23 protein-coding genes are annotated in these 26122 nt (G+C 69.9%); 10 read left to right on the plus strand and 13 right to left on the minus strand.

Features of this window, described 5'->3' with window-relative positions; all coding sequences use genetic code 11:
- Nucleotides 1-56: 56 nt before the first annotated feature.
- The 7 genes from dnaG to GRX01_RS07700 form a co-directional block, all read right to left on the minus strand.
- Nucleotides 57-1493, minus strand: coding sequence for a DNA primase DnaG (gene dnaG / locus GRX01_RS07670; RefSeq protein ID WP_159665190.1), 1437 nt, complete (start codon nucleotides 1491-1493; stop codon nucleotides 57-59).
- A gap of 306 nt (nucleotides 1494-1799) precedes the next feature.
- Nucleotides 1800-2417, minus strand: coding sequence for a winged helix-turn-helix transcriptional regulator (locus GRX01_RS07675; RefSeq protein ID WP_321167963.1), 618 nt, complete (start codon nucleotides 2415-2417; stop codon nucleotides 1800-1802).
- A gap of 130 nt (nucleotides 2418-2547) precedes the next feature.
- Complete coding sequence (locus tag GRX01_RS07680; protein WP_159665194.1) at nucleotides 2548-3693, minus strand: SPFH domain-containing protein; 1146 nt, start codon at nucleotides 3691-3693, stop codon at nucleotides 2548-2550.
- 69 nt (nucleotides 3694-3762) lie between these two features.
- Nucleotides 3763-4386 carry an NfeD family protein gene (locus GRX01_RS07685; protein ID WP_159665196.1) on the minus strand — a complete coding sequence of 208 codons (624 nt, stop codon included), beginning with the start codon at nucleotides 4384-4386 and terminating at the stop codon, nucleotides 3763-3765.
- Nucleotides 4387-4410: 24 nt separating this feature from the next.
- Nucleotides 4411-4635: a DUF7312 domain-containing protein gene (locus GRX01_RS07690; protein ID WP_159665198.1), complete on the minus strand. Its 225-nt coding sequence runs from the start codon at nucleotides 4633-4635 to the stop codon at nucleotides 4411-4413.
- Between the two features lie 56 nt (nucleotides 4636-4691).
- Complete coding sequence (pyk, locus tag GRX01_RS07695) at nucleotides 4692-6449, minus strand: pyruvate kinase (protein WP_159665200.1); 1758 nt, start codon at nucleotides 6447-6449, stop codon at nucleotides 4692-4694.
- Nucleotides 6450-6552: 103 nt separating this feature from the next.
- Complete coding sequence (locus GRX01_RS07700; protein ID WP_159665202.1) at nucleotides 6553-6831, minus strand: DUF7123 family protein; 279 nt, start codon at nucleotides 6829-6831, stop codon at nucleotides 6553-6555.
- 194 nt (nucleotides 6832-7025) lie between these two features.
- On the opposite strand from GRX01_RS07700, the gene GRX01_RS07705 reads away from it, so the two are divergent.
- Nucleotides 7026-8930, plus strand: a complete 1905-nt coding sequence (locus tag GRX01_RS07705; protein WP_159665204.1) for a flippase-like domain-containing protein — start codon at nucleotides 7026-7028, stop codon at nucleotides 8928-8930.
- 66 nt (nucleotides 8931-8996) lie between these two features.
- On the opposite strand, the gene yjjX is transcribed toward GRX01_RS07705, so the two are convergent.
- Nucleotides 8997-9530: an inosine/xanthosine triphosphatase gene (gene yjjX, locus GRX01_RS07710; RefSeq protein ID WP_159665206.1), complete on the minus strand. Its 534-nt coding sequence runs from the start codon at nucleotides 9528-9530 to the stop codon at nucleotides 8997-8999.
- A gap of 92 nt (nucleotides 9531-9622) precedes the next feature.
- On the opposite strand from yjjX, the gene GRX01_RS07715 reads away from it, so the two are divergent.
- Genes GRX01_RS07715 through rad50 form a run of 3 tightly spaced genes read left to right on the plus strand, consistent with a single transcriptional unit; the run spans nucleotide 9623 to nucleotide 14048 of the window.
- Complete coding sequence (locus tag GRX01_RS07715; RefSeq protein ID WP_159665208.1) at nucleotides 9623-10072, plus strand: hypothetical protein; 450 nt, start codon at nucleotides 9623-9625, stop codon at nucleotides 10070-10072.
- A complete protein-coding gene (gene mre11 / locus GRX01_RS07720; RefSeq protein ID WP_159665210.1) occupies nucleotides 10072-11343 on the plus strand; it encodes a DNA double-strand break repair protein Mre11 in 1272 nt (423 codons plus the stop codon). Before GRX01_RS07715 ends, mre11 begins: the two co-directional genes overlap by 1 nt.
- A complete protein-coding gene (gene rad50, locus GRX01_RS07725; RefSeq protein ID WP_321167964.1) occupies nucleotides 11340-14048 on the plus strand; it encodes a DNA double-strand break repair ATPase Rad50 in 2709 nt (902 codons plus the stop codon). Before mre11 ends, rad50 begins: the two co-directional genes overlap by 4 nt.
- Before the next feature lie 36 nt (nucleotides 14049-14084).
- On the opposite strand, the gene GRX01_RS07730 is transcribed toward rad50, so the two are convergent.
- From GRX01_RS07730 to GRX01_RS18790, 3 genes are all read right to left on the minus strand, one after another.
- Nucleotides 14085-14504: a DUF7346 family protein gene (locus GRX01_RS07730; RefSeq protein ID WP_159665212.1), complete on the minus strand. Its 420-nt coding sequence runs from the start codon at nucleotides 14502-14504 to the stop codon at nucleotides 14085-14087.
- Nucleotides 14505-14591: 87 nt separating this feature from the next.
- A complete protein-coding gene (locus GRX01_RS07735; RefSeq protein WP_159665214.1) occupies nucleotides 14592-15050 on the minus strand; it encodes a DUF7322 domain-containing protein in 459 nt (152 codons plus the stop codon).
- An 89-nt stretch (nucleotides 15051-15139) separates the two neighbouring features.
- Nucleotides 15140-15310 carry a DUF7331 family protein gene (locus GRX01_RS18790; protein ID WP_201289539.1) on the minus strand — a complete coding sequence of 57 codons (171 nt, stop codon included), beginning with the start codon at nucleotides 15308-15310 and terminating at the stop codon, nucleotides 15140-15142.
- 238 nt (nucleotides 15311-15548) lie between these two features.
- On the opposite strand from GRX01_RS18790, the gene GRX01_RS07740 reads away from it, so the two are divergent.
- From GRX01_RS07740 to sufD, 4 genes are all read left to right on the plus strand, one after another.
- Nucleotides 15549-18314 carry a DNA-directed DNA polymerase gene (locus GRX01_RS07740; RefSeq protein WP_159665216.1) on the plus strand — a complete coding sequence of 922 codons (2766 nt, stop codon included), beginning with the start codon at nucleotides 15549-15551 and terminating at the stop codon, nucleotides 18312-18314.
- A 137-nt stretch (nucleotides 18315-18451) separates the two neighbouring features.
- A complete protein-coding gene (locus GRX01_RS07745; RefSeq protein ID WP_159665218.1) occupies nucleotides 18452-19366 on the plus strand; it encodes an ABC transporter ATP-binding protein in 915 nt (304 codons plus the stop codon).
- Nucleotides 19367-19422: 56 nt separating this feature from the next.
- Entirely contained in the window at nucleotides 19423-20853 is a 1431-nt protein-coding gene (gene sufB / locus GRX01_RS07750) for a Fe-S cluster assembly protein SufB (RefSeq protein WP_159665220.1), read from the plus strand.
- 37 nt (nucleotides 20854-20890) lie between these two features.
- Nucleotides 20891-22099 carry a Fe-S cluster assembly protein SufD gene (gene sufD / locus GRX01_RS07755; RefSeq protein ID WP_159665222.1) on the plus strand — a complete coding sequence of 403 codons (1209 nt, stop codon included), beginning with the start codon at nucleotides 20891-20893 and terminating at the stop codon, nucleotides 22097-22099.
- Nucleotides 22100-22184: 85 nt separating this feature from the next.
- On the opposite strand, the gene GRX01_RS07760 is transcribed toward sufD, so the two are convergent.
- Both GRX01_RS07760 and GRX01_RS07765 read right to left on the minus strand, forming a co-directional pair.
- On the minus strand, nucleotides 22185-23450 hold the full coding sequence (locus GRX01_RS07760) for a saccharopine dehydrogenase family protein (protein ID WP_159665224.1): 1266 nt from the start codon (nucleotides 23448-23450) through the stop codon (nucleotides 22185-22187).
- Nucleotides 23451-23576: 126 nt separating this feature from the next.
- Nucleotides 23577-24875, minus strand: coding sequence for an MFS transporter (locus GRX01_RS07765; protein ID WP_159665226.1), 1299 nt, complete (start codon nucleotides 24873-24875; stop codon nucleotides 23577-23579).
- Between the two features lie 187 nt (nucleotides 24876-25062).
- Here GRX01_RS07765 and GRX01_RS07770 point away from each other — a divergent pair, with 187 nt between their 5' ends.
- Together GRX01_RS07770 and GRX01_RS07775 are read left to right on the plus strand one after the other, a co-directional pair.
- Nucleotides 25063-25548, plus strand: coding sequence for a ferritin-like domain-containing protein (locus tag GRX01_RS07770; RefSeq protein ID WP_321167965.1), 486 nt, complete (start codon nucleotides 25063-25065; stop codon nucleotides 25546-25548).
- Nucleotides 25549-25550: 2 nt separating this feature from the next.
- Nucleotides 25551-25988 (plus strand): metal-dependent transcriptional regulator, encoded by a 438-nt coding sequence (locus GRX01_RS07775; RefSeq protein ID WP_159665228.1) that lies wholly within the window; start codon nucleotides 25551-25553, stop codon nucleotides 25986-25988.
- Nucleotides 25989-26122 lie beyond the last annotated feature (134 nt).

The following is a 26122-nucleotide window of genomic DNA, read 5'->3' on the forward strand; positions in this document are numbered from 1 at the left end:
GGACGACGACCGTCTGGAAGAGGAGACCGTCGGAGTCGGTCCGGCCGTTCCGGAGCCTACGCCGACAGCAGCTGTTCGGCGGTCACGACGCGGACGCTCGCGGGCCGTTTCACGTACTCCCCCTCCGACTCGGCGACGATCCGGTCGATCCCGCGCTGGGCGGCCACGTCGAGCACGCGCTGGCTCAACTCGCCGTCGAGCACGAGCGCGACCGGCGACCCGTCGGCGCCGGAGACGGCGTCGAACACGTCCGCCGCGGGAACCTCCGCGACGACGCCGCAGTCGGCGTCCAGCAGGCGGGCACGGTTCGAGCCCTCGGTGACGACGGCCGCGACGTGGTCCCGTAGCGACCTCGGGCGGTCGTCCGTGCCCGTCGTCTCCGCGGCGGCCGTCTCCGTGGTATCCGTCTCGGAGGTATCCGTCTCGATGGTATCCGTCTCGATGGTATCCGTCTCCGCGGCGTCGTCACTCGATTCGTCGTCGCCGACCTCGTCGCCGTCGACGGTGTCGTCGGACACGCCCGGCGTCCCGGGCGTCGCCGGCGACTCGTCCCCGACGGTCGGGTCGATGTCCGGCGCGGGCGTGGCGCTGCCGTCGGTGGCGGCGACGCCGGCGCCGGCCGCGTCGTCGTCGCGCCCCTTCGCGAGGGCGTCGTCGCCGTCCCCGTCAGTCCCCTCCGCGGCCGCGTCGAGATCGAGCGAGTCGAACGGCGCCTTCTCGCGCAGCGCGGCCATCAGCTCGTGACGCGAGAGGTCCTCGACGGAGTGTCCATCGGGCGCGAACGCGACGTAGTCCACGTCGCCCACCTGCGCGAGCTCCCTGAGGATGAGCTCGCCGCCGCGGTCGCCGTCGAGGAACGCCGTGACCGTCCGCTCGGCCGTGAGGTCCGCGACGGCGTCCGGGACGTTCGTCCCCTCGACGGCGACGCCGTTCTTGATGCCGTACTTCAGCAGCGTGAGCACGTCCGCCCGCCCCTCGACGACGACGATGGCGTCGGAGTCGTGGACGCGGGGCCCCGCCGGGAGCCCCCGGTACTCGTCGATGCGCTCGACGCGGTTGGCCTCGCGGACCTCCGAGAGGATCTCCGTGGAGTCCATGACCGACTCGTCGAACGAGGACGTGAGCAGCTCCTTCGCGCGCTCGACGACCTCGCGACGCTTGGCCGTGCGCATGTCCTCGATGTCGGCGACCTCGACGCGCGCCTCGCAGGGGCCGACGCGCGTGATCGCCTCGAGGCTGGCCGCGAGGATGGAGGTCTCGACCTTGTCGAGCCCCGACGCGATGGTGATCTCGCCGAAGCTCTGCCCGTTCTCGCTGTCTATCTGTACGTCTATTCTGCCGATCTTCGACGACTGTTGGAGGTCGCGGAGGTCGAGCTCGTCGCCGAGCAGGCCCTCCGTCTGTCCGAACACGGCGCCGACGACGTCGCTCCGCTCGACGACGCCGTCGGCCGTGATCCTGGCGTGAATGAGGTATTTGGCTGAATCGTTCATGAGATGTCCCCTCCGTGGGGCGTGATGGTGATGTGAGGGCGGCTGGAACCGCCGACGAGTATATAAGTACCGGCGGATGGAAATACCTGTCGTAAGGCGGCGGAATCGGCCGGACGTCAGGGTCTCACGGGCGCGGATCGCGCCGATCGACCGACGGTCGATCCCGAGGCAGTGTGCCGGACGGCGCTGGCGCACCTCCGGGGGGGGGGGGAGTTCGCGTCGCTCTCGACGACCGACGAGGTGCTGGCGTCGCTGACGGCGGAGTGAACGTCGGCGGTTGCGTCCGCCCGATCCGCGCGGCGTCGGCTACCCGTCGTAGCTGATGTAGCCCGCGGCGTCGTCGGCGAAGTCGACCGCGCCGGGTCCGAAGGAGTCCGCATAGCGGACGACGAGCGAGATGACGACCTCCGGGCGGGCGACGCGATAGCCGTCGTCGGTTCGAAGCAGTCCGGCGTCCGCCAGCTCGCCCGCGTACGTCGAGATCGTCGGCCGGGACACGTCGAGCGAGCGGGCCAGGTCGGCGCCGGAGGCGTCGGGGTCCCGGAGCAATCCGAGGACCATCCCCCGCGGCGTCTCCCGTCGGAGGTAGCCGAGCGCGCGGCGCTCGAACGCGGAGAACCGCCCCGCGGGGAAGTACCGGCGGTAGTCGCCGTCCTTCTGTGAGACGACCTCGTCGGCCGACTCCAGTCGCTTGAGGTGGTGTTGGGTCTCGCCGGTCGCCAGCGAGAGGTCGTCCCGGAGCTTCGAGAAGTGGGCGCCGGGCGTCGTCGCGAGGTAGCCGCGGATCGCGTCTCGGGGGGCCGACTCGTCGGTGTCGCCGTCGGCCGCGCTCGCGCGGGCGCTGGCCGCAAGCGGCGTCGCGGCCCCCAGCGCGGCGAAGCGCCGGAGGGTTGCGCGCTTGTCCGCGTCGACCTCGCGTGTCACGCCGTACTGTAGCGAAGTTGCGGGCAAAAGGGTGTCGTTGTGTGGGGCGGTGACAAACCGTCGAACGACCGGTAGCGACCCTGCAACAACCGGATAACCGATGTCGCCGGGTCGGCGTCGGCGGCGTCGGCTACTCCGTTTCGGGCTCCGCCTCGGGGTCGTTCGACGCGACCGCCTCCTCGTCGTCGGCCTCGGCGACGACCTCGTCGGCGGGTTTGATCGAGCCGCCGATGTCCCCCTCCTTCACCGCGGCGGCCTCCTGTTCGAGCGCCTCCGTGTCCATCTGGGCGGCCTCGTCGATCTCGCCGAGGATGTCCTCGATGTCGTCGAGCCCGAGCATCTCGCGGGTCTCCGCGTCGAAGTCGAGCGAGTCGAGCCCCTCGGAGTCCTGCACGTCCGAGCCGGTCAGCTGCTTGCCGTAGCGGCCGACGAGGCTCGTGAGCTCCTGCGGGAGGACGAACGTCGTGGAGTCGCCCTGGCCGATGCGCTCCAGCGTCTCCATTCCCTTGTCGATGATGGCACGCTCGCCCATCGACTCGGCGGACTTCGCGCGGAGGACGGTGGAGATGGCGTCACCCTGCGCCTCGAGGATCTGGCTCTGCTTCTCCCCCTGCGCGCGGATGATGTTCGACTGCTTCTCACCCTCGGCGGACTCGACGGCGGAGCGCCGCTCCCCCTGCGCCTCGAGGATCATGGCGCGGCGACGGCGCTCGGCGGAGGTCTGCTGCTCCATCGCCTGCTGGACGTCCTTCGAGGGGTTGACCTCGCGCACCTCGACGGACTCGACGCGGATCCCCCACTCGTCGGTGGGCTCGTCGAGCTCCTTCCGGATGCGGGCGTTGATCTCCTGTCGCTTGTTCAGCGTGTCGTCGAGCTCCATGTCGCCAAGCACCGCACGGAGCGTCGTCTGCGCGAGGTTGGAGACGGCGGTCTTGTAATCCTCGACCTCGAGGAACGCCTTCTTCGCGTCCATCACCTTGATGTACACGACGGCGTCGGCGGTCACCGGCGAGTTGTCGCGGGTGATCGCCTCCTGACGAGGCACGTCGAGCGTCTGCGTGCGCATGTCGAACGTGTACGTCCGGGAGACGAACGGCGGGACGATGTTGATGCCCGGTTCGAGCAGCTTCCGGTACTCGCCGAAGACGGTGAGCGCCTTCTTCTCGTAGGCGTCGACGATGACGATCGCCTGATAGACGGCGACGATCGCGACGATCAGGAACAACAGCCCGATCACCGCCGGGCCGAGTCCGAGGAACTGCAGTGGGAGGACCATGGCTGTGGCTTCGGCCGATGGGGATTAAAGCGTTCGGCCGCTGTCACTCCGGAACCCGACGACGGCAGGTCACTCCCGTTCCGTTTCGAACTCCGTGTCGTCGTCGCGCGTCCCGTCGTCCGCGTCGAGGTCCCGGTCGTCCGCGTCGATGCTCTCGTCCGACGGCGCCGCATCGCGCCGCCCCTTCGCCAGCTCCCGATCGATGTCGTCGATTCCCCCCGCCAGCGACTCGACGGTGAGGACGTTGCCGCCGCCGGGGTCGACGACCATGACCTCGGTGCCGACGGGGATCTCCCCGTCCACCGACCGCGCGGAGTAGTACGGGCTGAACCCGCCCTCGTCGAGCTTCACCTCGCCGCCGGTCGGCGTGACGGTCTCGGTGACGCGGGCGTTCGACCCCCTGAGCGACCCCGAGTCGGAGGTCTGGGCCTGTCCCTTGCCGCCGTAGAGGTCGAACTCGTGGTAGCCGTAGAACGCCAGCGCGCCGAACACGAGCACTAGGAGTCCGAGCACGAACGGTCCGGCGAGGGGGCCGAGTGCGAGTCCGACGAGCCCGGCCGCCAGGAGCGCCACCCCGATGACGATGAACTGTGCGCCGGGAACAACGGCCTCGGCGATCGAGAGCACGAGCCCGGCGGCGACCAGCAACAACGGGAGGGTTTCGGGGGTGAGGAGCCCCGACTGAAGCAGCATGGACTGGCTTTGGGGCCGGCGGGGTTAAAGCGTCACCGAGAACACTAACAGGAGCGTCCCGAGGACGCCCGCGGCGACGAACAGCGCGTTCTCGGCGTCGATCGACTCCGGCTCGATCGGCGGGTTCCGTTCGGCCTCCCGTGCGGCCTCGGCCTCGGGGCCGACCTCGTCGATGCCGAAGCGCCACTCGTCGCCGCCGGAGTCGACATCGGGGTCGGCGGTGGCGTCCGTGCGGGGATCGTCGGGCATGGACCTGAGTAGCTGTCGGGGCGGTAAAGAGGTGTCGGGCGCTCGGGAGGACGCGGTCAGCGACGCTTCGCGTGGCCGATCACGTCGCCCTCGTAGACGACCCCGCGCTCGGCGTCGACCGTCACGGTGGTGTCGTCGGTCACGTCGGCGGCCAGCGGCGCGCCGGAGACCATCGGGATCCCGATCTCGCGGGCGACGAGCGCCGGGTAGCCGGTCATGCCCGGACGGGCGTCGATGATGCCCGCCAGCTTCTCGGTGTCGCCAGTGAACTCGGCGTCGAAGTGCGCCGGGAGGTACGCGATCGTCCCCTGGGGCACGTCGGCGAGGTCCCCGTCGGGGAGCCGGCGCAGCGGGCCGGAGACGCGCCCGCCGACGACGTGGCGCCCCGTGGCGATCGTCTCGGCGGCGACGTGGAGCTTCAGGGTGTTCGTCGTGTTCGTCCCCTCCAACTCCGTCATCATGCCGGAGAGCACGACGATCGTGTCCCCGGACTCGGCGGCGCCGGTCTCGAGGGCCGCCGACACGGCCGCGTCCATCACCTCCTCGATGCTGCCGTGGTAGTCGGCGGACATCGGCTGGACGCCCCACGACAGCGCGAGTTGGCGGCGGACGCGGTCGTTCGGCGTCGTCGCGACGACGGGGACCGCCGGGCGGAACTTCGCGGTCTTGCGGGCGGTGTAGCCCGACTCGGAGGCGGCGACGACGGCGGCGGCGTCGGTGTCGCGCGCGAGGAAGCGCGCAGAGCGCGCCAGCGGCTCCGTCCGCGACTCCGTCTGCGCCAGCGGGACGCGGTCCTCGCGCGTCTCCGCGTACTCGTCGCTCGCCTCGACCCGGCTCACGATCCGGTCCATCGTATCGACGACGTGTACGGGCTGGTCGCCGATCGCGGTCTCGCCCGACAGCATGACCGCGTCGGTGCCGTCGAGCACCGCGTTCGCCACGTCCGACGCCTCCGCGCGCGTCGGCCGCCGCGAGCGGACCATCGAGTCGAGCATCTCCGTCGCGGTGATGACGGGTGTGCCCGTCTCCATGCACTTGCGGATGATGCGCTTCTGCACCATCGGCACGTCCTCCAGCGGGCACTCGACGCCGAGGTCGCCGCGCGCGACCATGACGCCGTAGGCGGCGTCGATGATCCCGTCGAGGTTCTCGACGGCGTCGGCGCGCTCGATCTTCGCGACGACGGGCACGTCGCCGGCGCCCCGCTCCTCCAGGGCGTCCGCGACGGCGTAGACGTCGCCCGCGTCGCCGATGAACGAGGCGGCGACGAAGTCGACGTCGTGCTCGGTGACGAGGTCGAGTTCGCGCTCGTCGGCTTCGGTGATCGTCGGGAGGCCGAGGTCGACGCCGGGGATGTTGACCCCCTTGCGCGAGCCGAGCTCGCCGCCGGAGTCGATCCGGGCGCTGACGCCGTCGTCGGCCACTCCGGTCACGGTCGCCTCGATCCGCCCGTCGTCGAGGAGCACGCGGTCGCCCGGCTCGGCCCCGGTGATCCCGTGGCTCACGCCGATCCGATCGGGGGTCGCGGTGTCGCCCTCGGCGAACACCACCTCGGAGTCGGTCGCGACCTCGATCGGCTCGTCGATCTCGGCGGTCCGGACCTCGGGACCCTGGAGGTCGAGCATCGCCGCGAGCGGCTGGTCGATGGCGTCGTCGACCGCGCGGATGCGGTCGATCACCTCGCCGCGGTGGTCGGTGTCGCCGTGGCTCGCGTTGAGTCGGGCGACTGACATTCCGGCGTCGGCGAGCGCCCGTATCGTGGCCCGGTCGTCGGAGGCAGGACCGAGCGTACAGACGATCTTGGCTCGTCGCATAGTCTTACCCGCACGTCTCGCGGGCGAGTATAAAGGCCTGCGGAGAAAACTCGGTTTCGAGTGAACAGTTCGGCGGGGCGGTCGACGACGCGTCGCCCGCCGGCTACCGCGTCACCATCCACGTCGTTCCCGAGGAGTAGCCCCACTTCTCCACGTCGACCTCGACGGCGGCGTCGACGATCGCCGACATGTTCGCGCCGACCTCCTTCGCGGACAGGCCCAACTCCTCGGCGATGAGTCGGGACTTGAAGTACGTCTGCTCGGCGGCGTGCTCGCGAAGGTATCCGAGGATCCGGCGTTGCTTGTCGGTCAGGTCGGCCGTCGCCTCGCCGGCCGCGGCGTTCCCGGTCTCGATCGACTCAGCGGTGCTCGTCGCGCTCATACCTCACACGTCGGGCTATCGCCTCATAGGGGGTTTGGTACACGGAGTTAACACGTCGCAGTCGGGCGATCTCGCGCCGATGTCGACCGCGATCGAGGGTCCGGACTGGCCGCGTCGGTACGGTCGCCTAACACGCCGGCGAGCCGCTGGAATGACAGAAGGTTCTTACCCGGCGGCCGGCCATCGAGGAGGTAATGAGCAGTCCGGACGGACGCCCCGGGTCCGCCTCCGACGGCGGCGACGCCGCCGACGCCGTCGATCGGACCCGCGTCAGCGTCGTCCTCCCCGCGTACAACGAGGCGGCGACCATCGAGGGGACCGTCCGGACGACCATCGAGGCGTTGGAGGAGTTCCTCCCGAGGGACGCCTTCGAGGTGATCGTCGCGGAGGACGGCTGCGAGGACCGGACCCCGGAGATCGCGGACCGACTAGCCCGCGAGGACGACCGGGTGAAGCACTTCCACAGCGACCGTCGGCTGGGTCGCGGCGGCGCACTGGAGTTCGCGTTCGAGCGCGCGGCCGGCGACACGCTCGTGTACTTCGACACGGACCTCGCGACGGACATGCGTCACTTGGAGGAGTTGGTCGCGAAGATCGACCGCGAGGGGTACGACGTCGCCACGGGATCGCGGTGGATCCCCGGCGACGAGGCCGACCGGCCCGCGAAGCGGGGGGTGCCCTCGCGCGGGTTCAACCTCCTCGTTCGGACCGTCCTGCGCTCGACGGTCCGCGACCACCAGTGCGGGTTCAAGGCGCTCTCCCGTGAGTCGTTCGCGGAGCTGCACGACGCCGTCGAGGACGACCACTGGTTCTGGGACACGGAGCTGCTCGTCCGGGCCCAGCGACGCGGCCTGCGGGTCGCCGAGTTCCCCGTCGAGTGGGAGCCGAAGGGCGACTCGAAGGTCGACCTCGTCCGCGACGTGTTCGGCATGGGCAGCCAGATCGTCCGGCTGTGGTGGCAGCTGTCGGTGTCGTCGCGGATCACCCGCACCCGTACCGTCGCGGCGGGGGCGGTGCTCACGGTCGCGGCGCTCGCACTGATGACCGTCTACCTCGACCCGTCGGCGGTGCTCGACGCGTTCCGGGACGCCGACCCGGTTCCCGTCGCCGCCGCGACGCTCGTGTACCTCGTCTCGTGGCCGCTGCGCGGGCTTCGGTACCGCGACATCCTCGAGGAACTCGGCTATCGCGAGAAGCTCGGCTTCCTCACGGGCGCGGTGTTCATCAGCCAGACCGGGAACCTCGTGTTCCCGGCCCGGGCGGGCGACGCGGTGCGCGCGTACGTCGTGAAGGCCCGCCGCGGCATCCCGTATCCGACCGGCTTCGCCTCGCTGGCGGCGGAACGGGTGTTCGACCTGCTCACGATCACCGCGATGGCCGGCGCGGTGCTGGCGGGCCTGCTCGCCACCGACGGGACGGGCGCGGTCGCGACGGCGGTGTCCGGAAACGTGCCGGGGGTCCCGCCGGCCGCCGTCTCGCGTGCGATCCAAGTCGCCGCCGCCATCGGCGTCGTCGCGGTCGTCAGCCTCCTGCTCATCGTCGCGACCGCCCGCAGCGACCGGAACTACGTCCGAGCGGCGGTCTCGCGGTTCTCCTCGGACTCGTACGTCGACTACGTCGCCGGCGTGATCGAGGAGTTCGCCGCCGGCGTCCAGACGGTCGCCGGCACGCGGGCCTCGTTCGTCCGCGTCGGGGGCGTCTCCGTGGTCGTGTGGTCGCTCGACGTGGCGACGGCGCTGCTCGTGTTGGCGGCGTTCCCCGGGGCGACCGACGCCATGACGCTCACGCAGCTCGTCGTCGTCGGCTTCTTCGCCGTCTCCGTCGGCAACCTCGCGAAGGTGCTTCCCCTGTCGCCCGGGGGGATCGGCCTGTACGAGGCCGCCTTCACCGCCCTCGTCGTCGGGCTGGGCGGCGTCCCGGCGGCCGTCGCGTTCGCTGCCGCCGTGCTGGACCACGCCGTCAAGAATGCCGTCACCGTCGTCGGCGGCGTCGCGTCGATGGTCGGCCTCAACGTCTCGCTCACGGACGCCGTCGACGAGACGTCGGAGCTGGACGAGGAGGCCGAACTCGAGGGCGCCGAGTTCCCGAACGACGACTGAGGTCCCGCCCGGACCGCGTCGAGCGTCCGCGCGGATCGGTCCGGGATCAGTACGGACCTGAGGGGATCAGTACAGATCGGTCACGAACGGCCCGAGCGCGCCCGCAACGGCGGTTCGGAGCGCGTCGGTTCGGTCGACCCGGCCACCGGTGAGCGCGCCCGCGGCGCCCTGCTTCCTCGCCACGTCCGACTCCCCGAGCACGTCGTCCATCACCGGGCCGAGCTCCTCGCCGTCGCGGACGCGCGTCGCGATGCGTCCGGGCAGCGCGAGGCTCGGGCCGGCGCCGTCCCCGACGCGTTCGCCGTCCGTGACGGCCGCCCACATGACGAGATAGAGCCCGTCGTCGCCCTCGTACTCCGCGACGCCGCCCTCGATCCCCACGCCGAGATCGTACGGCTCGTCGGCCGCATCGAGCACGGCGTTCGCTCGGTTCACCGCTCCCGCGCGGGTTTCGTCGTGCCCGGACGGCTGCTCGGACACGCCCGACGGGACGGGACACGCCTCGACGACCGCGTCGTCGCCGAAGCCGTCCTCGCCCGTCACCGCCCGTTCGGTCGCTTCACGTTTCACCGGGTTGCCGGAGCCGACGCCGATGCGCATACCTGGGGATCCGAACGACCGCAGGTGTGTCTTGCCTTCCGCGACGGGGAGCGTCCGAGGGTTGATAGCCGATGCCGGGACCAGCAGCGACGATGACCGCACAGTCGCCGGCCGCCGAGCGCGTCCGCGAGGCGCTTCGGGCCCTCGCGGTCGACCCGCACTGTGGCACCAGCGATAGCGACCGTTCGACCCGGCGACCGACCGACGCACGGCGCGATCTCGTCGCCGAGGGCGAGCGGGCGCTGGCGAGCGTCCGGGCCGCGGCCGCGTTCGCGGACGACGACGGGTTCCGGCGGACGGGGACGGTCGCCGAGACGACGGCCGACCCCGCGTTGGCTCGGCGTGCTCGCGGGGTCGTCGAGACGGTCGAGCGTTACCGGGCGGCCCACGAGGACGCGGCTTCCGGGGTCGCTGTGGACCCGACGGATTCAGCCGACACTGAGTCCCTCGCCGACACCGAGGACCCCGCAGATCCCGCGAACCACTTTCACTCCGCTCGCGATAGGCATATCCCGACGGCGGAACAACCGGAGGGCAACTGATGACGCGGGTTATCCACACCGGCGACACCCACATCGGGTACCGCCAGTACCACTCGCCCGAGCGGCGAGCGGACTTCCTCGACGCCTTCGAACGGGTCGTCGCCGACGCGGTCGACGCCGACACGGACGCGGTCGTCCACGCCGGCGACCTGTTCCACGACCGCCGCCCGGACCTCCCCGACCTGCTCGGCGTCCTCTCGGCCCTTCGGACGCTGGACGACGCCGACATCCCGTTCCTCGCGGTCGTCGGCAACCACGAGTCCACGCGCGGGGGCCAGTGGCTCGACCTGTTCGAGTCGATGGGGCTGGCGACCCGGCTGGACGGCGAACCCACCGTGATCGGCGACACGGCGTTCTACGGGCTCGATCACGTCCCCGAGAGTCGACGCGACGCCCTCGAGTACGAGTTCGCGCCCCACGACGCCGAGGTCGCGGCGCTGGTGAGCCACGGGCTGTTCGAGCCGTTCGCGTACGCCGACTGGGACACCGAGGAGCTGCTGCGGGAGTCCACCGTGGACTTCGACGCGGTGCTGCTCGGGGACAACCACACGGCCGACACCGCACAGGTCGAGGGCGCGTGGGTGACCTACTGCGGGTCGACCGAGCGCGCCTCCGCGAGCGAGCGCGACCCCCGCGGCTACAACCTCGTCCGTCTCGGCACGGACGCCGACGACGGCGACGATCCGGTCGACATCCGCCGGCGAACGCTTGAGACGCGTCCGTTCGTCTTCCTCGACGTGGAACTCGGGGAGGGCGAGGGGCTCGACCGCGTCCGCGACCGCGTCCGCGAACGCGACGTGGCGGACGCTGTCGTCATCGTCCGGATCACCGGCGATGGCGAGGCGATCGCGCCGGCGGCCGTCGAGGAGTTCGCCGCCGAGCGCGGCGCGCTCATCGCTCGGGTCACCGACCGCCGCGAGGTCGAGGCGGAGACGGAGCTGTCGGTGAGCTTCGCCGACCCCGACGAGGCCGTCCGCGAGCGCATCGGCGACCTCGGGCTGTCGGAGGCCGCCCGCGAGGTCGACGACGTGGTCCGCGGCGACCTGCCGGACTCGAACGTCCGCGAGGAGGTGAACCGACGGATCGAGGCGCGGTTCGACGGAGACGACGACGGCAACGGCGCCGCAGGCGACGGTGCGGACGCGGCCGAGGAGGGTGATGCGGACGCGGGCGAGGAGAACGGTGCGGACGACGGTGCCGACGGAGAGAGCGGGGAGATACCGAACGGCTCGGACGACGACGGACAGCTCACGCTGGGTGATTCGCGGTGATCTTCGACCGGATCCGCCTCCGGAACTTCAAGCCGTACGCCGACACCGACCTCCGGCTGTCGGACGGCGTGACCGTCATTCACGGGCTCAACGGCAGCGGGAAGTCCTCGCTGTTGGAGGCGTGCTTCTTCGCGCTGTACGGATCGAAGGCGCTCGACGGCACGCTTGGGGACGTGGTGACCAACGGGGCCGAGGAGAGCGAGGTCGAGCTGTGGTTCACGCACGACGGCCGGTCGTATCACGTCCGCCGGGAGCTGAAACGCTACGGCGATCAGATCCAGACGACGACGTGTACCCTCGATTCGGACGACGAGACCGTCCACCGCGACGGCGCGACGGACGTGCGGGCGTTCGTGTCGGACCTCCTTCGCATGGACGCGGAGGCGTTCGTCAACTGCGCGTACGTCCGACAGGGCGAGGTGAACAAGCTCATCAACGCCACCCCGACCGAGCGACAGGACATGATCGACGACCTCCTCCAGCTCGGCACCCTGGAGGAGTACCGGGACCGCGCCGGCGACGCCCGACTCGGCGTCGAGGACGTCCGCTCGACGACGCGGGGCGCGCTGGAGAACGTCGAGGAACAGGTGGCCGAGAAGGAGGACCGCGGCCTGCACGGCCGGCTCAACTCGCTGGAGTCGACGCTCTCGGAGGTCAACGAGAAGATCGAGAACTACGAGGCGCAGCGTGAGAAGGCGGCGTCCACGCGCGAGGAGGCCCGCGACGTGCTCGACGAGTACGAGGAACGCCGCGAGGAGCTGACGGAGCTGGAGTCGGACATCGAGGACCTGGAGGCGACGATCCGCGAGGACGAGGCCGAACGGGAGCGGATCGGCGACCGGATCGCGGACCTCCGTGACCGCGTCGACGACGCCGAGGCGACCCTTGCGGAACGGCTCTCGGCCGTCGCGATCGACGACGCCGACCCGGAGACGCTCGACGCGCGCCGCGATCACCTCGACGACCGCGAGACGGACCTCCGCGAGGAGCTTCGCGAGACACGCTCGGAGGTGAACGCCCTCACGAACCAGTCGGAGAACCTCGCGGAGAAGGCCGACGAGGCCGCCGACCGGGCCGACGAGAAGCGTACCCGTGCGGCCGAGCTCGACGAGGACGCCGAGGCGGCCGCGGAGACGCTCGCCGAGCGCGAGGAGTCGCTCGCGGAGCTGGAGACGGAGCGCGAGGAGCTCCGTGCGACGTTCGAGGACGCCCCCGTCGCGGTCGGCGAGGCGTCCGCCCATCGCGAGTCCGTCCGCGAGGAACTGGAGGCGGTGCGTGCGGAGGTCCGGGAGACGAGCAACGAGGCGAGCGCCGCGCGCTCGAGCGTCGAGGAGGCCGAGGAGCTGCTGGCCGAGGGGAAGTGTCCCGAGTGCGGTCAGCCGGTCGACGGCTCCCCCCACGTCGACGGGCTCGACGACGAGCGCGAGCGTCTCGACGAGCTGGAGGCGGAACTCGCCGACCTGACCGAGCGCGAGACGGACCTCGAGGGGAAGCTCGACCGCGCCGAGACGCTCGTGGAGGCGGAGAACCGACTCGGCCAGATCGCCGACACGCGCGAGCTGATCGAGGACGGCATCGCGGAGAAGGAGGACGAGATAGCGCAGGCGCGCGAACGCGCCGCCGAACTTCGGGAGGCGGCCGAGGACCTGGAGTCGCAGTCGACCGAGAAACGCGAGGTCAGCGAGCGGAAGGCCGAAGAGGCCGAGGAGGCACGGGCGGACGCCGAGGCGCTCGAGGCCGACCTCGACGACATCGAGACCGCTCGGGATCGACTGGACGCCGTCGAGGCGGCGCGCGAGGAGATCGCCGACGCGGAGGAGGAGATCGATCGGCTGACGGAGAAGCGCGTGGACGTCGCCGACCGCAACGACGAGCGCCGGGAGTTCCTCGCGACGAAGCGCGAGCGCCGCGACGAGCTCCGTGACGCGTTCGACGACGAGCGGGTGGAGTCGGCCCGCGAGCGGCTCGAGAACGCCGAGGAGTACATCGAGAACGTGGACGACGCGCTCGACGACCTCCGGGAGCGGCGAGACGACCTCACGAGCCGGATCGGCGCCGTCGAGAACGAGCTCGAGGAGCTGGAGGCCCTGCGCGGGCGACGCGACGAGCTGGCGGACCGGCTCGCCGAGCTTGACGCGATCCACGAGGAGACCGAGGACCTGGAGGCGATGTACGGCGACCTCCGGGCGGAGCTTCGACGGGCGAACGTCGAGAGCCTCGAACGGATGCTCAACGAGACGTTCGAGCTGGTGTACGGCAACGACGCCTACTCGCACATCGAGCTGGACGGCGAGTACGAGCTCACGGTCTACCAGAAGGACGGCGAGCCGCTGGACCCCGAACAGCTCTCGGGCGGCGAGCGCGCGCTGTTCAACCTCTCGCTTCGCTGTGCGATCTACCGCCTGCTCGCGGAGGGGATCGAGGGGGCGGCGCCGACGCCGCCGCTGATCCTCGACGAGCCGACCGTGTTCCTCGACTCGGGGCACGTCTCGCGGCTGGCGGACCTGATCGACGAGATGCGCGGCTTCGGCGTCCGCCAGATCCTGATCGTCAGCCACGACGACGAGCTCGTCGACGCCGCGGACGAACTCGTGCGCGTCGAGAAGGACCCCACGTCGAACCGCTCGACTGTCGAGCGGCTTGCGGACCCATCGCTGTCGGCCGTCCGGGCTCGGGCGGGCGACGCCGAGCACGCGGGCGACTGACCGTTCGGCGTCCCTGATCGCTCGTGACGGCGCCGGTCAGTCGCGGAACCGCTCGACGACGTCCAGCGCCTCGTCGGTCGGCTCGTACCCCCGCTCGCCGGCGACGGTCGTCTCCGCCAGCAGCCCCGCCGCGCGAAACTCCGCGAGCAGGCCGTGGAGGTCCGATTCACACAGGTCGTAGGAGTCCAACAGCGTACGCACCGACAGCGCCCCGCGATCGGCGAACTCGACGAGCAGGCCGAGCACGCGCTCGTCGCGACACGCCAGTACGGCCCGGCGCAACTCGGGCGGCAACCCGTCCGCGGCGGCCGACAGCGGCGATTCCCCGTCCGATCGGAGGTCGTCGTTCGGGACGTACCGCTCCTCGCCGGTCGCCGGGTCCCGCACGAGACTCGACTCCGACGATCGCTTGACGAGCAGGTACGGCGTTCCGTCCTCGTCCCGAACCGACTGCATGGTGGACGAAAGCGGACGTGCGCGAAAAGGCGTGTCGGTGCCGGCGGTCGGCGGCGTCGATGTCGATGTCGATGTCGTCGCCGGGGGTCAGGGGTTCTCGGGATCGGAGCTCCCGTCGGTGTCGGCGACGGCGCCGTCGGACGCGGCGGAGACGTCGTCCACCGCGGCGGGAGCGTCTCTCTCCTCGTCTCGGCACTCGGGTCCATCGGCGTCGCCGTCCCGGTCGCGCTGCTTGAACGCTCGAACCGTCTGATACACGCGGACTCCGGCGAGGACGCCGATCACGATCGCCGCGCCGCCGGCCCGCCAGTCGCCGCGAAAGCCCACGAGCATCAGCCCCAGCGAGACGCCGAGGAGCGCGACGTTGGCGTACACGACCCCCGAGAGGAACGATCGCTGGATGGCGGGGTCCACCGTCGACGGGTCGGGCAGCGAGTCCGACGGGTCGTCGACCGACGGGACGTCGACGCGAGGCCCGCGCTCCTCGGCCTCGCCGGCCTGCCGTTCGAGGTCGAACAGCTCCCCGTCGTCGTCCTCGTCGAACACGTGAGCCCGTTTGCGAACGACCGGGAAAAGGGTTGTCAGCCGGCGCAGTTCGTGGGTTCCTCGGTGGATCTCGGTGGACCTCGGCGGCTCTACGCCGCGTCCGTGAGCGTGACCGCCTCGCTCGCCTCGACCCACGCGAGCGGGTTCTCAGCGTCGTACAGCACCGTTCGCCCGTCCTCCTCGTACGCCTCGACCGTCTCGACGGCCTCGTCCGGGGTCCCGCCCGAGCGCTCCAACGGGGTATCGGATGCGTGGGTCATCTCCGAACCGTGGTAGGGAATGGCACGATATATGCCTTTCCGTGGCGGTGGTCCTCGCCATCGTCGCCAGGGCGGGCGGATCGCGCCGGAGATCGAGCCGTGAGGACGCGGCCGTATACGTCGAAGCTACCGACTGGAACGGTCACCGTACCCGGTCGGTCCGTCGGGGGCGGGCGCACGACGGGGCGGCCTGTGACCGAAAGGGAGGTTTTTACCGGCGAACGGCAAAGGCCCGACAATGAGCGATTCGCAGGCGGGCCTCGATCAGTTCGCCGGCGGCGGGGACGCCGACGACGGGACTGGGCACGGGGACCGCCCCGACGAGGAGGCCGCACACGTCGCGGGGACCGGGCAGGGGCGCGTGAGCGCGGTCGTCGACCGCGAGGACGTCGTCGTCCCCGACTCCGAGGGAACTGTCGAGTTCATGGTCACCGCGGTCGACTACACCGTGGAGGGCACCGGGGCCGAGGAGTACCCGGTCGTACACGTGTTCGGCCGAACCGCCGACAACGAGCCCGAACACGTCCGTCTGCTCGGGACCGAACCGTACTTCTACGTCCCGACGGCCGACATCGAGGGGCGGACCCTCACGGAGGAGTACGACGTTGTCCTCGACACCCGTGAGGAACGGCCCGACGGCGACCGCTTCGAGTCGATCCGCGGGGAACCGGTGACGAAGGTCGTCGCGCGCACGCCGCGAGACGTGGGGCAGATCCGCGACGACTTCGAGCGCACCTACGAGGCGGACATCCTGTTCCCGAACCGCTTCCTCATCGACCACGGCGTCACCTCTGGGCTGCGTGTCGAGGAACGCCGGTTGGACGCGCGCGACGGCGAGGAGCGCGGCCGCCTGCAGGTGACGCCCGACCACCTCGAACCGTGTGACGTGGACGCGGACATTCGCGTGAACACGTTCGACATCGAGGTCGACGACCGCAACGGGTTCCCGGAGGACGGCGAGGAGCCGATCGTCTGTCTCACCTCCCACGACTCCTACCGCGACGAGTACGTCGCGTGGCTGTACGATGCGCCCGTCGGCGGCGTCGACGCGCCCGCCGTCCTCGAGGACTACGAGCAGATCGGCGACCGCGACAGCGACGTGGAGGTCCGGACGTTCGCCGAGGAGGACGCCATGCTCGACGCGTTCGTCTCGTACGTCGAGGAGACCGACCCGGACGTACTCACGGGGTGGAACTTCGAGGACTTCGACGCGCCGTACTTCATGGACCGCTGTGAGGTGCTCGACGGCGCCAGCGAGTACGACCTCTCGCCGGATCGCCTCTCCCGCGTGAACGAGACGTGGCGCTCCGGCTGGGGCGGTCCCGACGTCAAGGGCCGCGTCGTCTTCGACCTGCTGTACGCCTACCAGCGCACCCAGTTCTCGGAGCTGGAGTCGTACCGACTCGACGCGGTCGGCGAGCTCGAACTCGACGTGGGGAAGGAACGGTACACGGGCGACATCGGCGATCTGTGGGAGCAGGAGCCCGAACGCCTGCTGGAGTACAACGTCCGGGACGTGGAGCTGTGCGTCGAGATCGACCGCAAGCAGAACATCGTCGCGTTCTGGGACGACGCGCGCAAGTTCGTCGGCTGCCAGCTCGAGGACGCGCCGACCCCCGGCGACGCCGTCGACATGTACGTCCTGCACAACGCCTTCGGCGACTTCGTCCTCCCGACGAAGGGGCAACAGGAGGGCGAGGACTTCGAGGGCGGCGCCGTCTTCGAGCCGATCTCCGGGGTCGAGGAGATGGTCTCCGTGCTCGACCTCAAGTCGCTGTACCCGATGTGCATGGTGACGATCAACGCCAGCCCGGAGACGATCGTCGACGACCCCGAGTCCTTCGACGGCGAGACGTATCGGGCTCCCAACGGCACGCGGTTCCGGAAGGAGCCGGACGGGATGATGCGCGAGATGGTCGACGAACTGCTCACCGAGCGCGAGCGCCTGAAGGGCGCCCGCGACGAGCACGACCCCGGATCGGACGCCTACGAGCAGTACGACCGACAGCAGGCGAGCGTCAAGGTGATCATGAACTCGCTGTACGGCGTGTCGGGCTGGGATCGGTTCCGCCTGTACGACAAGGACAACGCCGCGGCGATCACCGCGATGGGTCGGCGCGTGATCGAGTTCACCGAGGAGGCGGCCCGTGAGATCGACCACGAGGTGACGTACGGCGACACCGACAGCATCATGCTCGCGCTCGGGAGCGACATCTCGACCGAGGAGGCGATCGAGCAGTCCTTCGAGATAGAGGAGCACATCAACGGGCGCTACGACGACTTCGCGCGCGAGGAGCTCGACGCCGAGGAGCACCGCTTCGAGATCGAGTTCGAGAAGCTGTATCGCAGGTTCTTCCAGGCGGGCAAGAAGAAGCGCTACGCCGGCCACATCGTCTGGAAGGAGGGGAAGGACGTCGACGACATCGACATCACCGGCTTCGAGTACAAGCGCTCGGACATCGCGCCCGTCACGAAGCGCGTCCAGAAGCGCGTCATCGAGATGATCGTCCACGGGGAGGACACCGAGGACATCGCCGACTACCTCCACGAAGAGATCCAGAGCTTCCTCGACGGCGACGCCGACCTCGACGAGGTGGGGATCCCCGGCGGCATCGGCAAGCGGTTGGAGAGCTACGACACCGACACCGCGCAGGTTCGGGGCGCGAAGTACGCGAACCTCATGCTGGGCACGAACTTCCAGCGCGGGTCCAAACCCAAGCGGCTCTACCTCGAGAAGATCCACCCGGACTTCTGGACCCGCATGGAGAACGAGCACGGACTCGACCCACAGACGGACCCGCTGTACGGCGAGTTCAAGCGCGACCCCGACGTGATCTGCTTCGAGTACGCCGACGAGGTGCCCGAGGAGTTCGCGGTCGGCTGGGACAAGATGCTGGACAAGACCCTCAAGGGGCCGATCGCCCGGATCATCGAGGCGCTCGGGATGTCCTGGGAGGAGGTCAAAAGCGGACAGGAGCAGACCGGCCTCGGCAGTTTCATGTGAGCCCGACGGGGCTCCCGGACCCCTCGGGATTTCGGATTCGAAAAACGATTTTTCTATAGCGAAAAGGACACGCGTGCGGATGCGAAACCTTCATGCGTCGAACGACCCCATTCACTCGTAGAGGCGTATACACGAACATGGCCACACTCGAACTCAAGGACCTCCAGGCGGAGGTCGCAGACACGGGCGAAGAGATCCTCCGGGGCGTCGACCTCGAAGTGAAGAACGGCGAGATCCACGCCCTGATGGGGCCCAACGGGTCCGGGAAGTCGACGACGGCGAAGGTCATCGCGGGCCACCCGGCCTACGAGGTCACCGGCGGCTCGGTGACGCTGACGCTCTCGGAGGCCGACGTCGAGGACATCGACGCCGACATCGACGAGGAGGACCTCAGCTGGGAGCTGCTCGATCTCGAACCCAACGAGCGCGCGGCGCTCGGTATCTTCCTCGGGTTCCAGTACCCCGCCGAGATCGAGGGCGTGACGATGGTGAACTTCCTCCGGCAGGCGCTCAACGCCAAGCTCGACGAGCGCGAGGAGCTCTTCGAGGACGAGGACGACGAGGAGGCCGAGGCCGAGGACGACGCGGGCTACGACACCTCCCCGATGGAGGGCCCCGCCGACGACGGCGACGTGGGCGTCGCGGAGTTCCAGCAGCTCCTGAAGGAGAAGATGGAGCTGCTCGACATGGACGAGAAGTTCGCCGAGCGCTACCTCAACGCCGGCTTCTCCGGCGGCGAGAAGAAGCAGAACGAGGTGCTGCAGGCCGCGATCCTCGAGCCCTCGATCGCCGTGCTCGACGAGATCGACTCCGGGCTCGACATCGACCGCCTGCAGGACGTCTCGAAGGGAATCAACGCCCTCCGCGACGAGCAGGACACCGGCATCCTCCAGATCACCCACTACCAGCGCATCCTCGACTACGTCGAGCCCGATCACGTCCACGTGATGATCGACGGGAAGATCGCCAAGTCCGGCGGCGCCGAGCTCGCCGAGGAGCTCGAGGACAAGGGGTACGACTGGGTCCGCGAGGAAGTCTACGAGGCGGCGTAACTGAAAATGATTACTGAACAGCCTAATGGGTGTACACCCGTAAACACGATCAACACATGAGTTCGGACCAGGACCACCTGCAGAAGACCGACACCGAGGAGCGCTTCGACTTCAAGAAGGAGTCGAAAGCGGCGTTCGCGGCAGAGAAGGGCCTCACCGAGGAGACGATCCACGCGATCTCCGAGGACAAGGACGAGCCCGAGTGGATGCTGGAGCGGCGCCTCCGCGCCCTCGAGCAGTTCCAGGAGATGCCGATGCCGACCGACTGGCCCGGCCAGCCGGACCTGAGCGAGGTCGACATCGACGAGATCGTCCCGTACATCCGCCCCGACGTGGACGTCCGCGCGGGCGTCGACGACTGGACGGAGCTCCCCGACGAGATCAAGGACACCTTCGACAAGCTGGGCATCCCCGAGGCCGAGAAGAACGCGCTCTCGGGCGTCGGCGCCCAGTACGAGTCGGAGGTCGTCTACCAGAACATGCAGGAGCGGTGGGAGGAGAAGGGCGTCATCTTCTGCAACATGGACGAGGCCGTCCGTGAACACGAGGACATCGTCCGCGAGCACTTCATGACGACGTGCGTCCCCCCGAGCGACAACAAGTTCGCCGCGCTCCACGGCGCCGTCTGGTCGGGCGGCTCGTTCGTGTACGTCCCCGAGGACGTCACCGTCGAGATGCCCGTGCAGGCGTACTTCCGAATGAACTCCGAGGGGATGGGCCAGTTCGAGCACACGCTCATCGTCGCCGAGGAGGGCTCGGAGGTCCACTACATCGAGGGCTGCTCGGCCCCGAAGTACTCCGCGATCAACCTCCACTCCGGCGGCGTCGAGGTGTTCGTCGGCGAGGACGCCCACGTCCAGTACTCGACCGTCCAGAACTGGTCGAAGAACACGTACAACCTCAACACCAAGCGCGCGCTCGTCGAGAAGAACGGCCGGATGGAGTGGATATCCGGCTCGATGGGGTCGAAGGCGACGATGCTGTACCCCTCGTCGATCCTCAAGGGCCGCGGCGCCTCCGACAACCACATCACCATCGCCTTCGCGGGCGAGGGCCAGAACATCGACACCGGCGCGAAGGTGTACCACAACGCGCCGGACACGAAGTCGACCATCGAGTCGAAGTCCATCTCGAAGGACGGCGGCCGCACGAACTACCGCGGCCTCGTTCACATCGCCGACGGCGCCGAGAACTCCTCGACGGCCGTCGAGTGTGACGCGCTGATGTTCGACAACGAGTCGACCTCCGACACCATGCCGTACATGGAGATCAACGAGTCGAAGGTCGACGTCGCCCACGAGGCGACCGTCGGGAAGATCGGCGACGAGGACGTGTTCTACCTGCAGTCGCGCGGCCTCGACGACGACGACGCCAAGCAGATGATCGTCTCGGGCTTCATCGAGCCGATCACGGAGGAACTGCCCATCGAGTACGCCGTCGAGCTCAACCGGCTCGTCGAACTGGAGATGGAGGGCTCGCTCGGGTAATCCCCGGCGCTCCGTCACCATCCATTCACCACACACAATGAGCACACAGCTACCCGCAAGCATCTCCGAGGAGACGGTGCGAACCATCTCCGAGGAGCGCGACGAACCGGACTGGCTCCTCCAGACGCGCCTCGAGGCGCTGTCGGCGCTGGACGAGCTGGAGATGCCGAGCGTCATCGAGACGCCCGGCCGGCGCTGGACGAACCTCGAGGGCCTCGACTACGAGTCGATCGTCGACCCCCTCGACCAGCGCGACGAGACCGAGCGCGTCTCGGCGGAGGGCGCGGAGGTCCTCGACTTCGAGACCGCGCTCGACGAGCACCCCGAGCTGCTGGAGGAGCACTTCGGCTCGGTCACCGACCCGCAGACGAACTACCTCACCGCGCTGTCGACGGCGCTGTTCACCACGGGGACGGTCATCTACGTCCCCGAGGGCGTCGACGCCGAGGACGTGAAGGTGCGCGCCGAGATGAACAGCACCTCGCTGTTCAGTCACACGCTCGTCGTCGCCGAGGACAACGCCTCCGCGACGATCCTCGAGCGGATCTCCAACGGCTCCGCGGTCGACGGCGACCGCTACTTCAGCAACCTCGTGGAGATCGTCACGGGCGAGAACGCGTACGTCCAGTACGGCTCGCTGCAGGACCTCGACGAGGACGTGTACGACTTCACGCTGAAGCGCGGCGACGCGAACAGGTACGCCACGATCGACTGGATCGAGGGGAACATCGGCTCCCGGCTCACCCGCTCGGACATCGAGACGGAGCTGAACGGCGACTCCTCGGAGACGAAGATCGTCGGCGCGTTCTTCGGCCACGACGACCAGCACTTCGACATCAACGCCCGCGTGTGGCACAACGGCGAGCACACCACCGCGGACCTGGTGACCCGCGGTGTCCTCGACGACGAGGCGCGCTCGGTGTACGAGGGCGTTCAGGACGTCGGCCGCGACGCGTGGGACACCAGCTCCTACCAGCGCGAGAACACGCTGATGTTGAGCGACGAGTCGGAGGCCGACGCCTCGCCGAAGCTCATCATTCACAACCACGACACCGAGGCGTCGCACTCGGCGACGGTCGGGCAGGTGGACGCGGAGGACCTGTTCTACATGACCTCCCGGTCCATCCCGGAGACCACCGCGCGCAACATGCTCGTGGAGGGCTTCTTCGTGCCCGTCCTCGAGGAGGTCGAGGTCGACGAGCTCCGCGAGGACATCGACGAGCTGATCGTCGAGCGCCTCGACTGAGGCGTTCACGACCCGCGACTCCCGGTTTCGAACTCCCGCGTTTCTCCGTCCCGCCGCCCACTCGCGAGCGACCGCGTCGTCCGTCTCAGTCCCCGCGTTCGACCGTCTCCACCTCGAAGGAGACGCCCGTCCCCTCCAGTCGCTCGACCAACGGGAGGCCGATCCCGGACGCGGGGGTCAACACGCCGCCGTCGTGGGGGGAGTCGACCTCGCCCCTGGCGAGACACACGGCCGACTCACCGAGCATCCGGCAGGTCGAGCCGTATCCGGGATCGCGGTCGCCGCGGACGGTCACCTCGACGGCGAAGCCGCCGGGATGGTGGTCCGAGGCGCCCGTTCCCCGGAGACGAACCTCGAAGGAGCTCCCCTCGATGGTCGCCTCGTCGGGACCGTCGCCGGAGTCGGGGAGGACGTAACGGTCGAGCGCCTCGCGGACGGGACCGACCGAGAGGGCGCCCGCGAGCAGCCCCTGACCGGCGGCGAGCGCGCCGGCGCGGGCGAGGCCACCGACCCCGTCGCCCGTCCGTAGCGCCTCGCCGTAGCGGAAGGTGTGGCCCCAGGGGTAGTCGAGGAGGGCGTTCGAGCGACTGACGACCGGCTCGTTGATCCGGGCCATGACGAAGGGCGCGGTCCAGGTGTCGGCGTCGCGGTCGCGACGCACCCCACGTTGCGGCCGCTCGGCCGGTGCGTCGCGGCTCTCCGGCGGGTCGAGCGCGCGCGGGTCGGCGAGGAGTCGACGGACCTCGCGGTCCTCGGTCGCGGTCTCGTACAGTTCGACCATGCTCGCGATCGTCCCGCCGCTGAGGGCGCCGCCGCGTATCGAGACGAGCCCACGCACCTCGTCGCAGGGCGTTCCGAACTCCTCCTCGGCGTGCGTCTGGAGGAGGAGCGTGCCGAGGTCGCTCGGCACCGAGTCGAAGCCGCAGCCGTGGACGATCCGCGCGCCGGTCTCGCGGGCCCGCTCGTGGTGTTCGTCGATCGTCCGGCGCATCCAGTGGACCTCGCCCGAGAGGTCGCAGTAGTTCGTCCCGTGTTCGACGCAGGCGGCGACGAGATCGGAGCCGTATCTCGCATAGGGGCCGACGGTCGTGCAGACCACCGCGGTGCGCGCCGCGATCCGATCGAGGCTCTCGCGGTCGAACGCGTCGCCCGTGAGGAGATCGAGCGATGCGAGCGCGTCGTCGCGGGCGGCCAACTCGTCGCGGACGCCGGCGAGTCGCTTCTCGCTGCGTCCGGCCAGCGCCCACTCGAGATCGCTCGCACCGTAGCGGTCGGCGAGGTACTCGGCGACGAGTCGGCCGGTGAACCCGGTGGCACCCCAGAGGACGACGTCGTACTCGCGGTCTGACATTGTTGCGTGGGCGGTCGACGGCCTCGTGCATCAGCCTTGTCCGCCGAGCGCCGGCGTCGGCCGCAGTCGTCGTCCGACGCAGTCGTCGCCTGAGCCGGTCGCTCCGCCGCTGGGTCACCGCCCGGTTCAGTCGCCGCCGCCGAACACGGCCGTCCGTCCGCTCTGTCGACCCAGTCGGACCAGCGCCGGCAGCGTCACCACCGCGAGGAGGAACTCGCTGCCGCCGGCGACGACGAACGCGGCGGTGAAGCCGAACTCGGCGGCGACGGCGCCGCCGACCAGCGACCCCGCGAGGAAGCCGAGGCTGCCGGCGGCGTTGAACCCCGCGACTGCGGCGCCGCGGCCGTCCTCGCCCCCGAGGTCGACGACGAGCGCGAGCGTCGCCGGCGCCATCAGCGCGCCGAGCACGCCCACGACGACCATCGTCGCGGCGACCGCCGGCACCGACGGCGCGAAGCCGACAGCGATCACCGCGAGGCCGAAGACGGCCGACCCGGCGGCGACGGGGACCACGCGGCCGATCCGGTCCGAGAGGAGGCCGAACGGGTACTGCAGCAGCGCGAACGGCGCGAAGAACGCCGCAAGCAGCAGGCCCGTCGCGCCCGGACCGAGCCCGAACGCCTCACGGAAGTACAGGGTCCCGACGAGCGCGAAGAAGCCGGCGACGAGGCGGTCGGCGAACGCGAACGCGTACGGGACGGCGAGCTCGCGTCGGTCGCGCACTCCCGCCAGCAACGCCCCCAGTCCGCCGTGGCCGCCATCGGCGTCGCCCCCGGAATCGGTCCCGTTTGGCGTCGCCCCCGTCGCCTCCGGCGGTCGGTCGGGGATCGTGAGCGATCCCGCCGCGGCGACGGCGAGCAGCCCCGCGGCGGCGTACAGCGGGACGGTCGCGCCGACCTCGAACAGCTGGCCGCCGATGGGTGCGCCGCTGGCGGTCCCGAGCCCGATCGCGATGCCGGCGACGCCCATGTTCCGTCCGTTGCCGCCGGATCGGTCGGCGAGCGCCGATATCGCGAGCGAGAGCGCGCCGACGGTCATCGCGCCCTGGACCCCCCGAAGCAGCAACGCCACGGGGAACCGGGATCCGCCGTCGCCGCCGCCGCTGGCGACGACCGCGAGCGCGAGATAGCCGATCGCGCCGCCGCCGGCCGCGAGGGCGACGAGCCGCCGCCGCTCGCCGAGCCGGTCCGAAAGGGCGCCCCATGGGCCGGCGAACAGCGCGAAGGCGGCGAACTCGACGGCGAGGAACAGCGTCGGACCGGCGACGCCGCTCCCGCCGAACTCGGCGGTGAGCAGGTCGACTCCGGGGTACACGAGGGTCTGCCCGAGCAACACGGCGTACACGACGAGCGCGAGAGCCAGCCGATCGCGGCGGTCGCTGGCGGGGGACGTCCTCGCCGACGGCGCGTCGCTCGGGGCTGCCATCGGCGGGCGTTGGACCCCGGCCGGCTTGAGCGTTCGGCGTCGGGACGGTCGGCGCCCCCGGTTCCGTCGGCGGCGCCGGGGGACGGGGAGGGGAAGGCTTACGGTCGCCGTCCTCCGACGCCCAAGCGATGACCGTGGAACAGGTCGGCGACCGATTCCTCGCCGTCGTGCGGACGGGTGGTCGGCCGTGAGCGTCGGACAGCGGGTCACCTCCGACCACCAGCTCGCCCGGCTCCTCCAGATCGGCGTGGTGCTCGAGGAGGTCGTGGAGGCCCGATCGACTCAGCACCACCGCGAGATGGACAACGACGTCGACGCCGAGCTCGGGGCGCTGTTGCGCCACGCGGCCGAGGAGTCGGCCGACCACCGCGACCGGCTCGAGGACCTCATCGGCGAACTCGACGCCGAGTCCGTCTCCTACGAGGAGATCGAGGCGCTCGTCGAAGCGCAGTACGGCAACACGAAGCCCGAGGACTTCGACGGCGTGCTGTACGACCAGCTGTGTAACGAGGAGACCGCGTACAAGTTCTACGACGACCTCATCGAGGCGATCGAGGGGAGCGACTCGACGTTCTCCGTCGACCGCGACCGGGTGCTCGACACGCTCCGGGGGATCCGCGCGGAGGAGGAGGAGGGCGTCGAGGAGGTAACGGCGATCATGGAGCGTCGATAACGATGAACACGGCAGACCAGTATCTGAAGGCCATCTACCTCGTTCAGGAGACGGAGGACGGCCCCGCCTCGACGGGCGCGGTCGCGGACGCGCTCGACGTGAGCCCCGCCTCCGCCAACGAGATGATCGGCAAACTCGAGGAGCGCGACCTCGCCGAACACGAGAAGTACAAGGGCGTCTCGCTCACCGACGAGGGGATCGTTCGGGCCCGCGAGGCGCTGTCGAACTACTGCATCATCGAGCGGTTCCTCGCGAACGTGCTCGAGGTCGAGGAGTTCCGCGCGGAGGCGCGCTCGCTGGAGGCGGTCATCGACGACACCGTCGCCGAGCGCCTCGACACCATCATCGACCGCTCCTCGGAGTGTCCGGACTGCTTCGACGCCGAGACGGACGCCTGCAAGTACCTCGCGGAGGTCGAGTCGGAGAACCCGGCCGACTGACCGGGTATCGTCGTCGTTCTGTTCGAAGAGCGGCCCGTCGCAACCACCCGCCAGAGTTACCCGTTTCCCCTCGGTAGACGGGTCCCACATGGGTGCTGGTGTGACCGATCGGATCAAGTCGCTCGTGGGGGCGG

It is taken from the genome of Halobaculum saliterrae, from assembly GCF_009831625.1.
Lineage (GTDB): Archaea > Halobacteriota > Halobacteria > Halobacteriales > Haloferacaceae > Halobaculum > Halobaculum saliterrae.

Coding starts and splice junctions, on each gene's coding strand:
- mre11 (WP_159665210.1), top strand. CDS start 10,072: ATGACGCGGGTTATCCACACCGGCGACACCCACATCGGGTACCGCCAG.
- GRX01_RS07730 (WP_159665212.1), bottom strand. CDS start 14,504: ATGCAGTCGGTTCGGGACGAGGACGGAACGCCGTACCTGCTCGTCAAG.
- GRX01_RS07745 (WP_159665218.1), top strand. CDS start 18,452: ATGGCCACACTCGAACTCAAGGACCTCCAGGCGGAGGTCGCAGACACG.
- GRX01_RS07680 (WP_159665194.1), bottom strand. CDS start 3,693: ATGGTCCTCCCACTGCAGTTCCTCGGACTCGGCCCGGCGGTGATCGGG.
- GRX01_RS07690 (WP_159665198.1), bottom strand. CDS start 4,635: ATGCCCGACGATCCCCGCACGGACGCCACCGCCGACCCCGATGTCGAC.
- sufD (WP_159665222.1), top strand. CDS start 20,891: ATGAGCACACAGCTACCCGCAAGCATCTCCGAGGAGACGGTGCGAACC.
- yjjX (WP_159665206.1), bottom strand. CDS start 9,530: ATGCGCATCGGCGTCGGCTCCGGCAACCCGGTGAAACGTGAAGCGACC.
- GRX01_RS18790 (WP_201289539.1), bottom strand. CDS start 15,310: ATGACCCACGCATCCGATACCCCGTTGGAGCGCTCGGGCGGGACCCCG.
- GRX01_RS07760 (WP_159665224.1), bottom strand. CDS start 23,450: ATGTCAGACCGCGAGTACGACGTCGTCCTCTGGGGTGCCACCGGGTTC.
- dnaG (WP_159665190.1), bottom strand. CDS start 1,493: ATGAACGATTCAGCCAAATACCTCATTCACGCCAGGATCACGGCCGAC.
- GRX01_RS07740 (WP_159665216.1), top strand. CDS start 15,549: ATGAGCGATTCGCAGGCGGGCCTCGATCAGTTCGCCGGCGGCGGGGAC.
- GRX01_RS07775 (WP_159665228.1), top strand. CDS start 25,551: ATGAACACGGCAGACCAGTATCTGAAGGCCATCTACCTCGTTCAGGAG.
- GRX01_RS07700 (WP_159665202.1), bottom strand. CDS start 6,831: ATGAGCGCGACGAGCACCGCTGAGTCGATCGAGACCGGGAACGCCGCG.
- GRX01_RS07705 (WP_159665204.1), top strand. CDS start 7,026: ATGAGCAGTCCGGACGGACGCCCCGGGTCCGCCTCCGACGGCGGCGAC.
- GRX01_RS07765 (WP_159665226.1), bottom strand. CDS start 24,875: ATGGCAGCCCCGAGCGACGCGCCGTCGGCGAGGACGTCCCCCGCCAGC.
- GRX01_RS07685 (WP_159665196.1), bottom strand. CDS start 4,386: ATGCTGCTTCAGTCGGGGCTCCTCACCCCCGAAACCCTCCCGTTGTTG.
- GRX01_RS07715 (WP_159665208.1), top strand. CDS start 9,623: ATGACCGCACAGTCGCCGGCCGCCGAGCGCGTCCGCGAGGCGCTTCGG.
- sufB (WP_159665220.1), top strand. CDS start 19,423: ATGAGTTCGGACCAGGACCACCTGCAGAAGACCGACACCGAGGAGCGC.
- pyk (WP_159665200.1), bottom strand. CDS start 6,449: ATGCGACGAGCCAAGATCGTCTGTACGCTCGGTCCTGCCTCCGACGAC.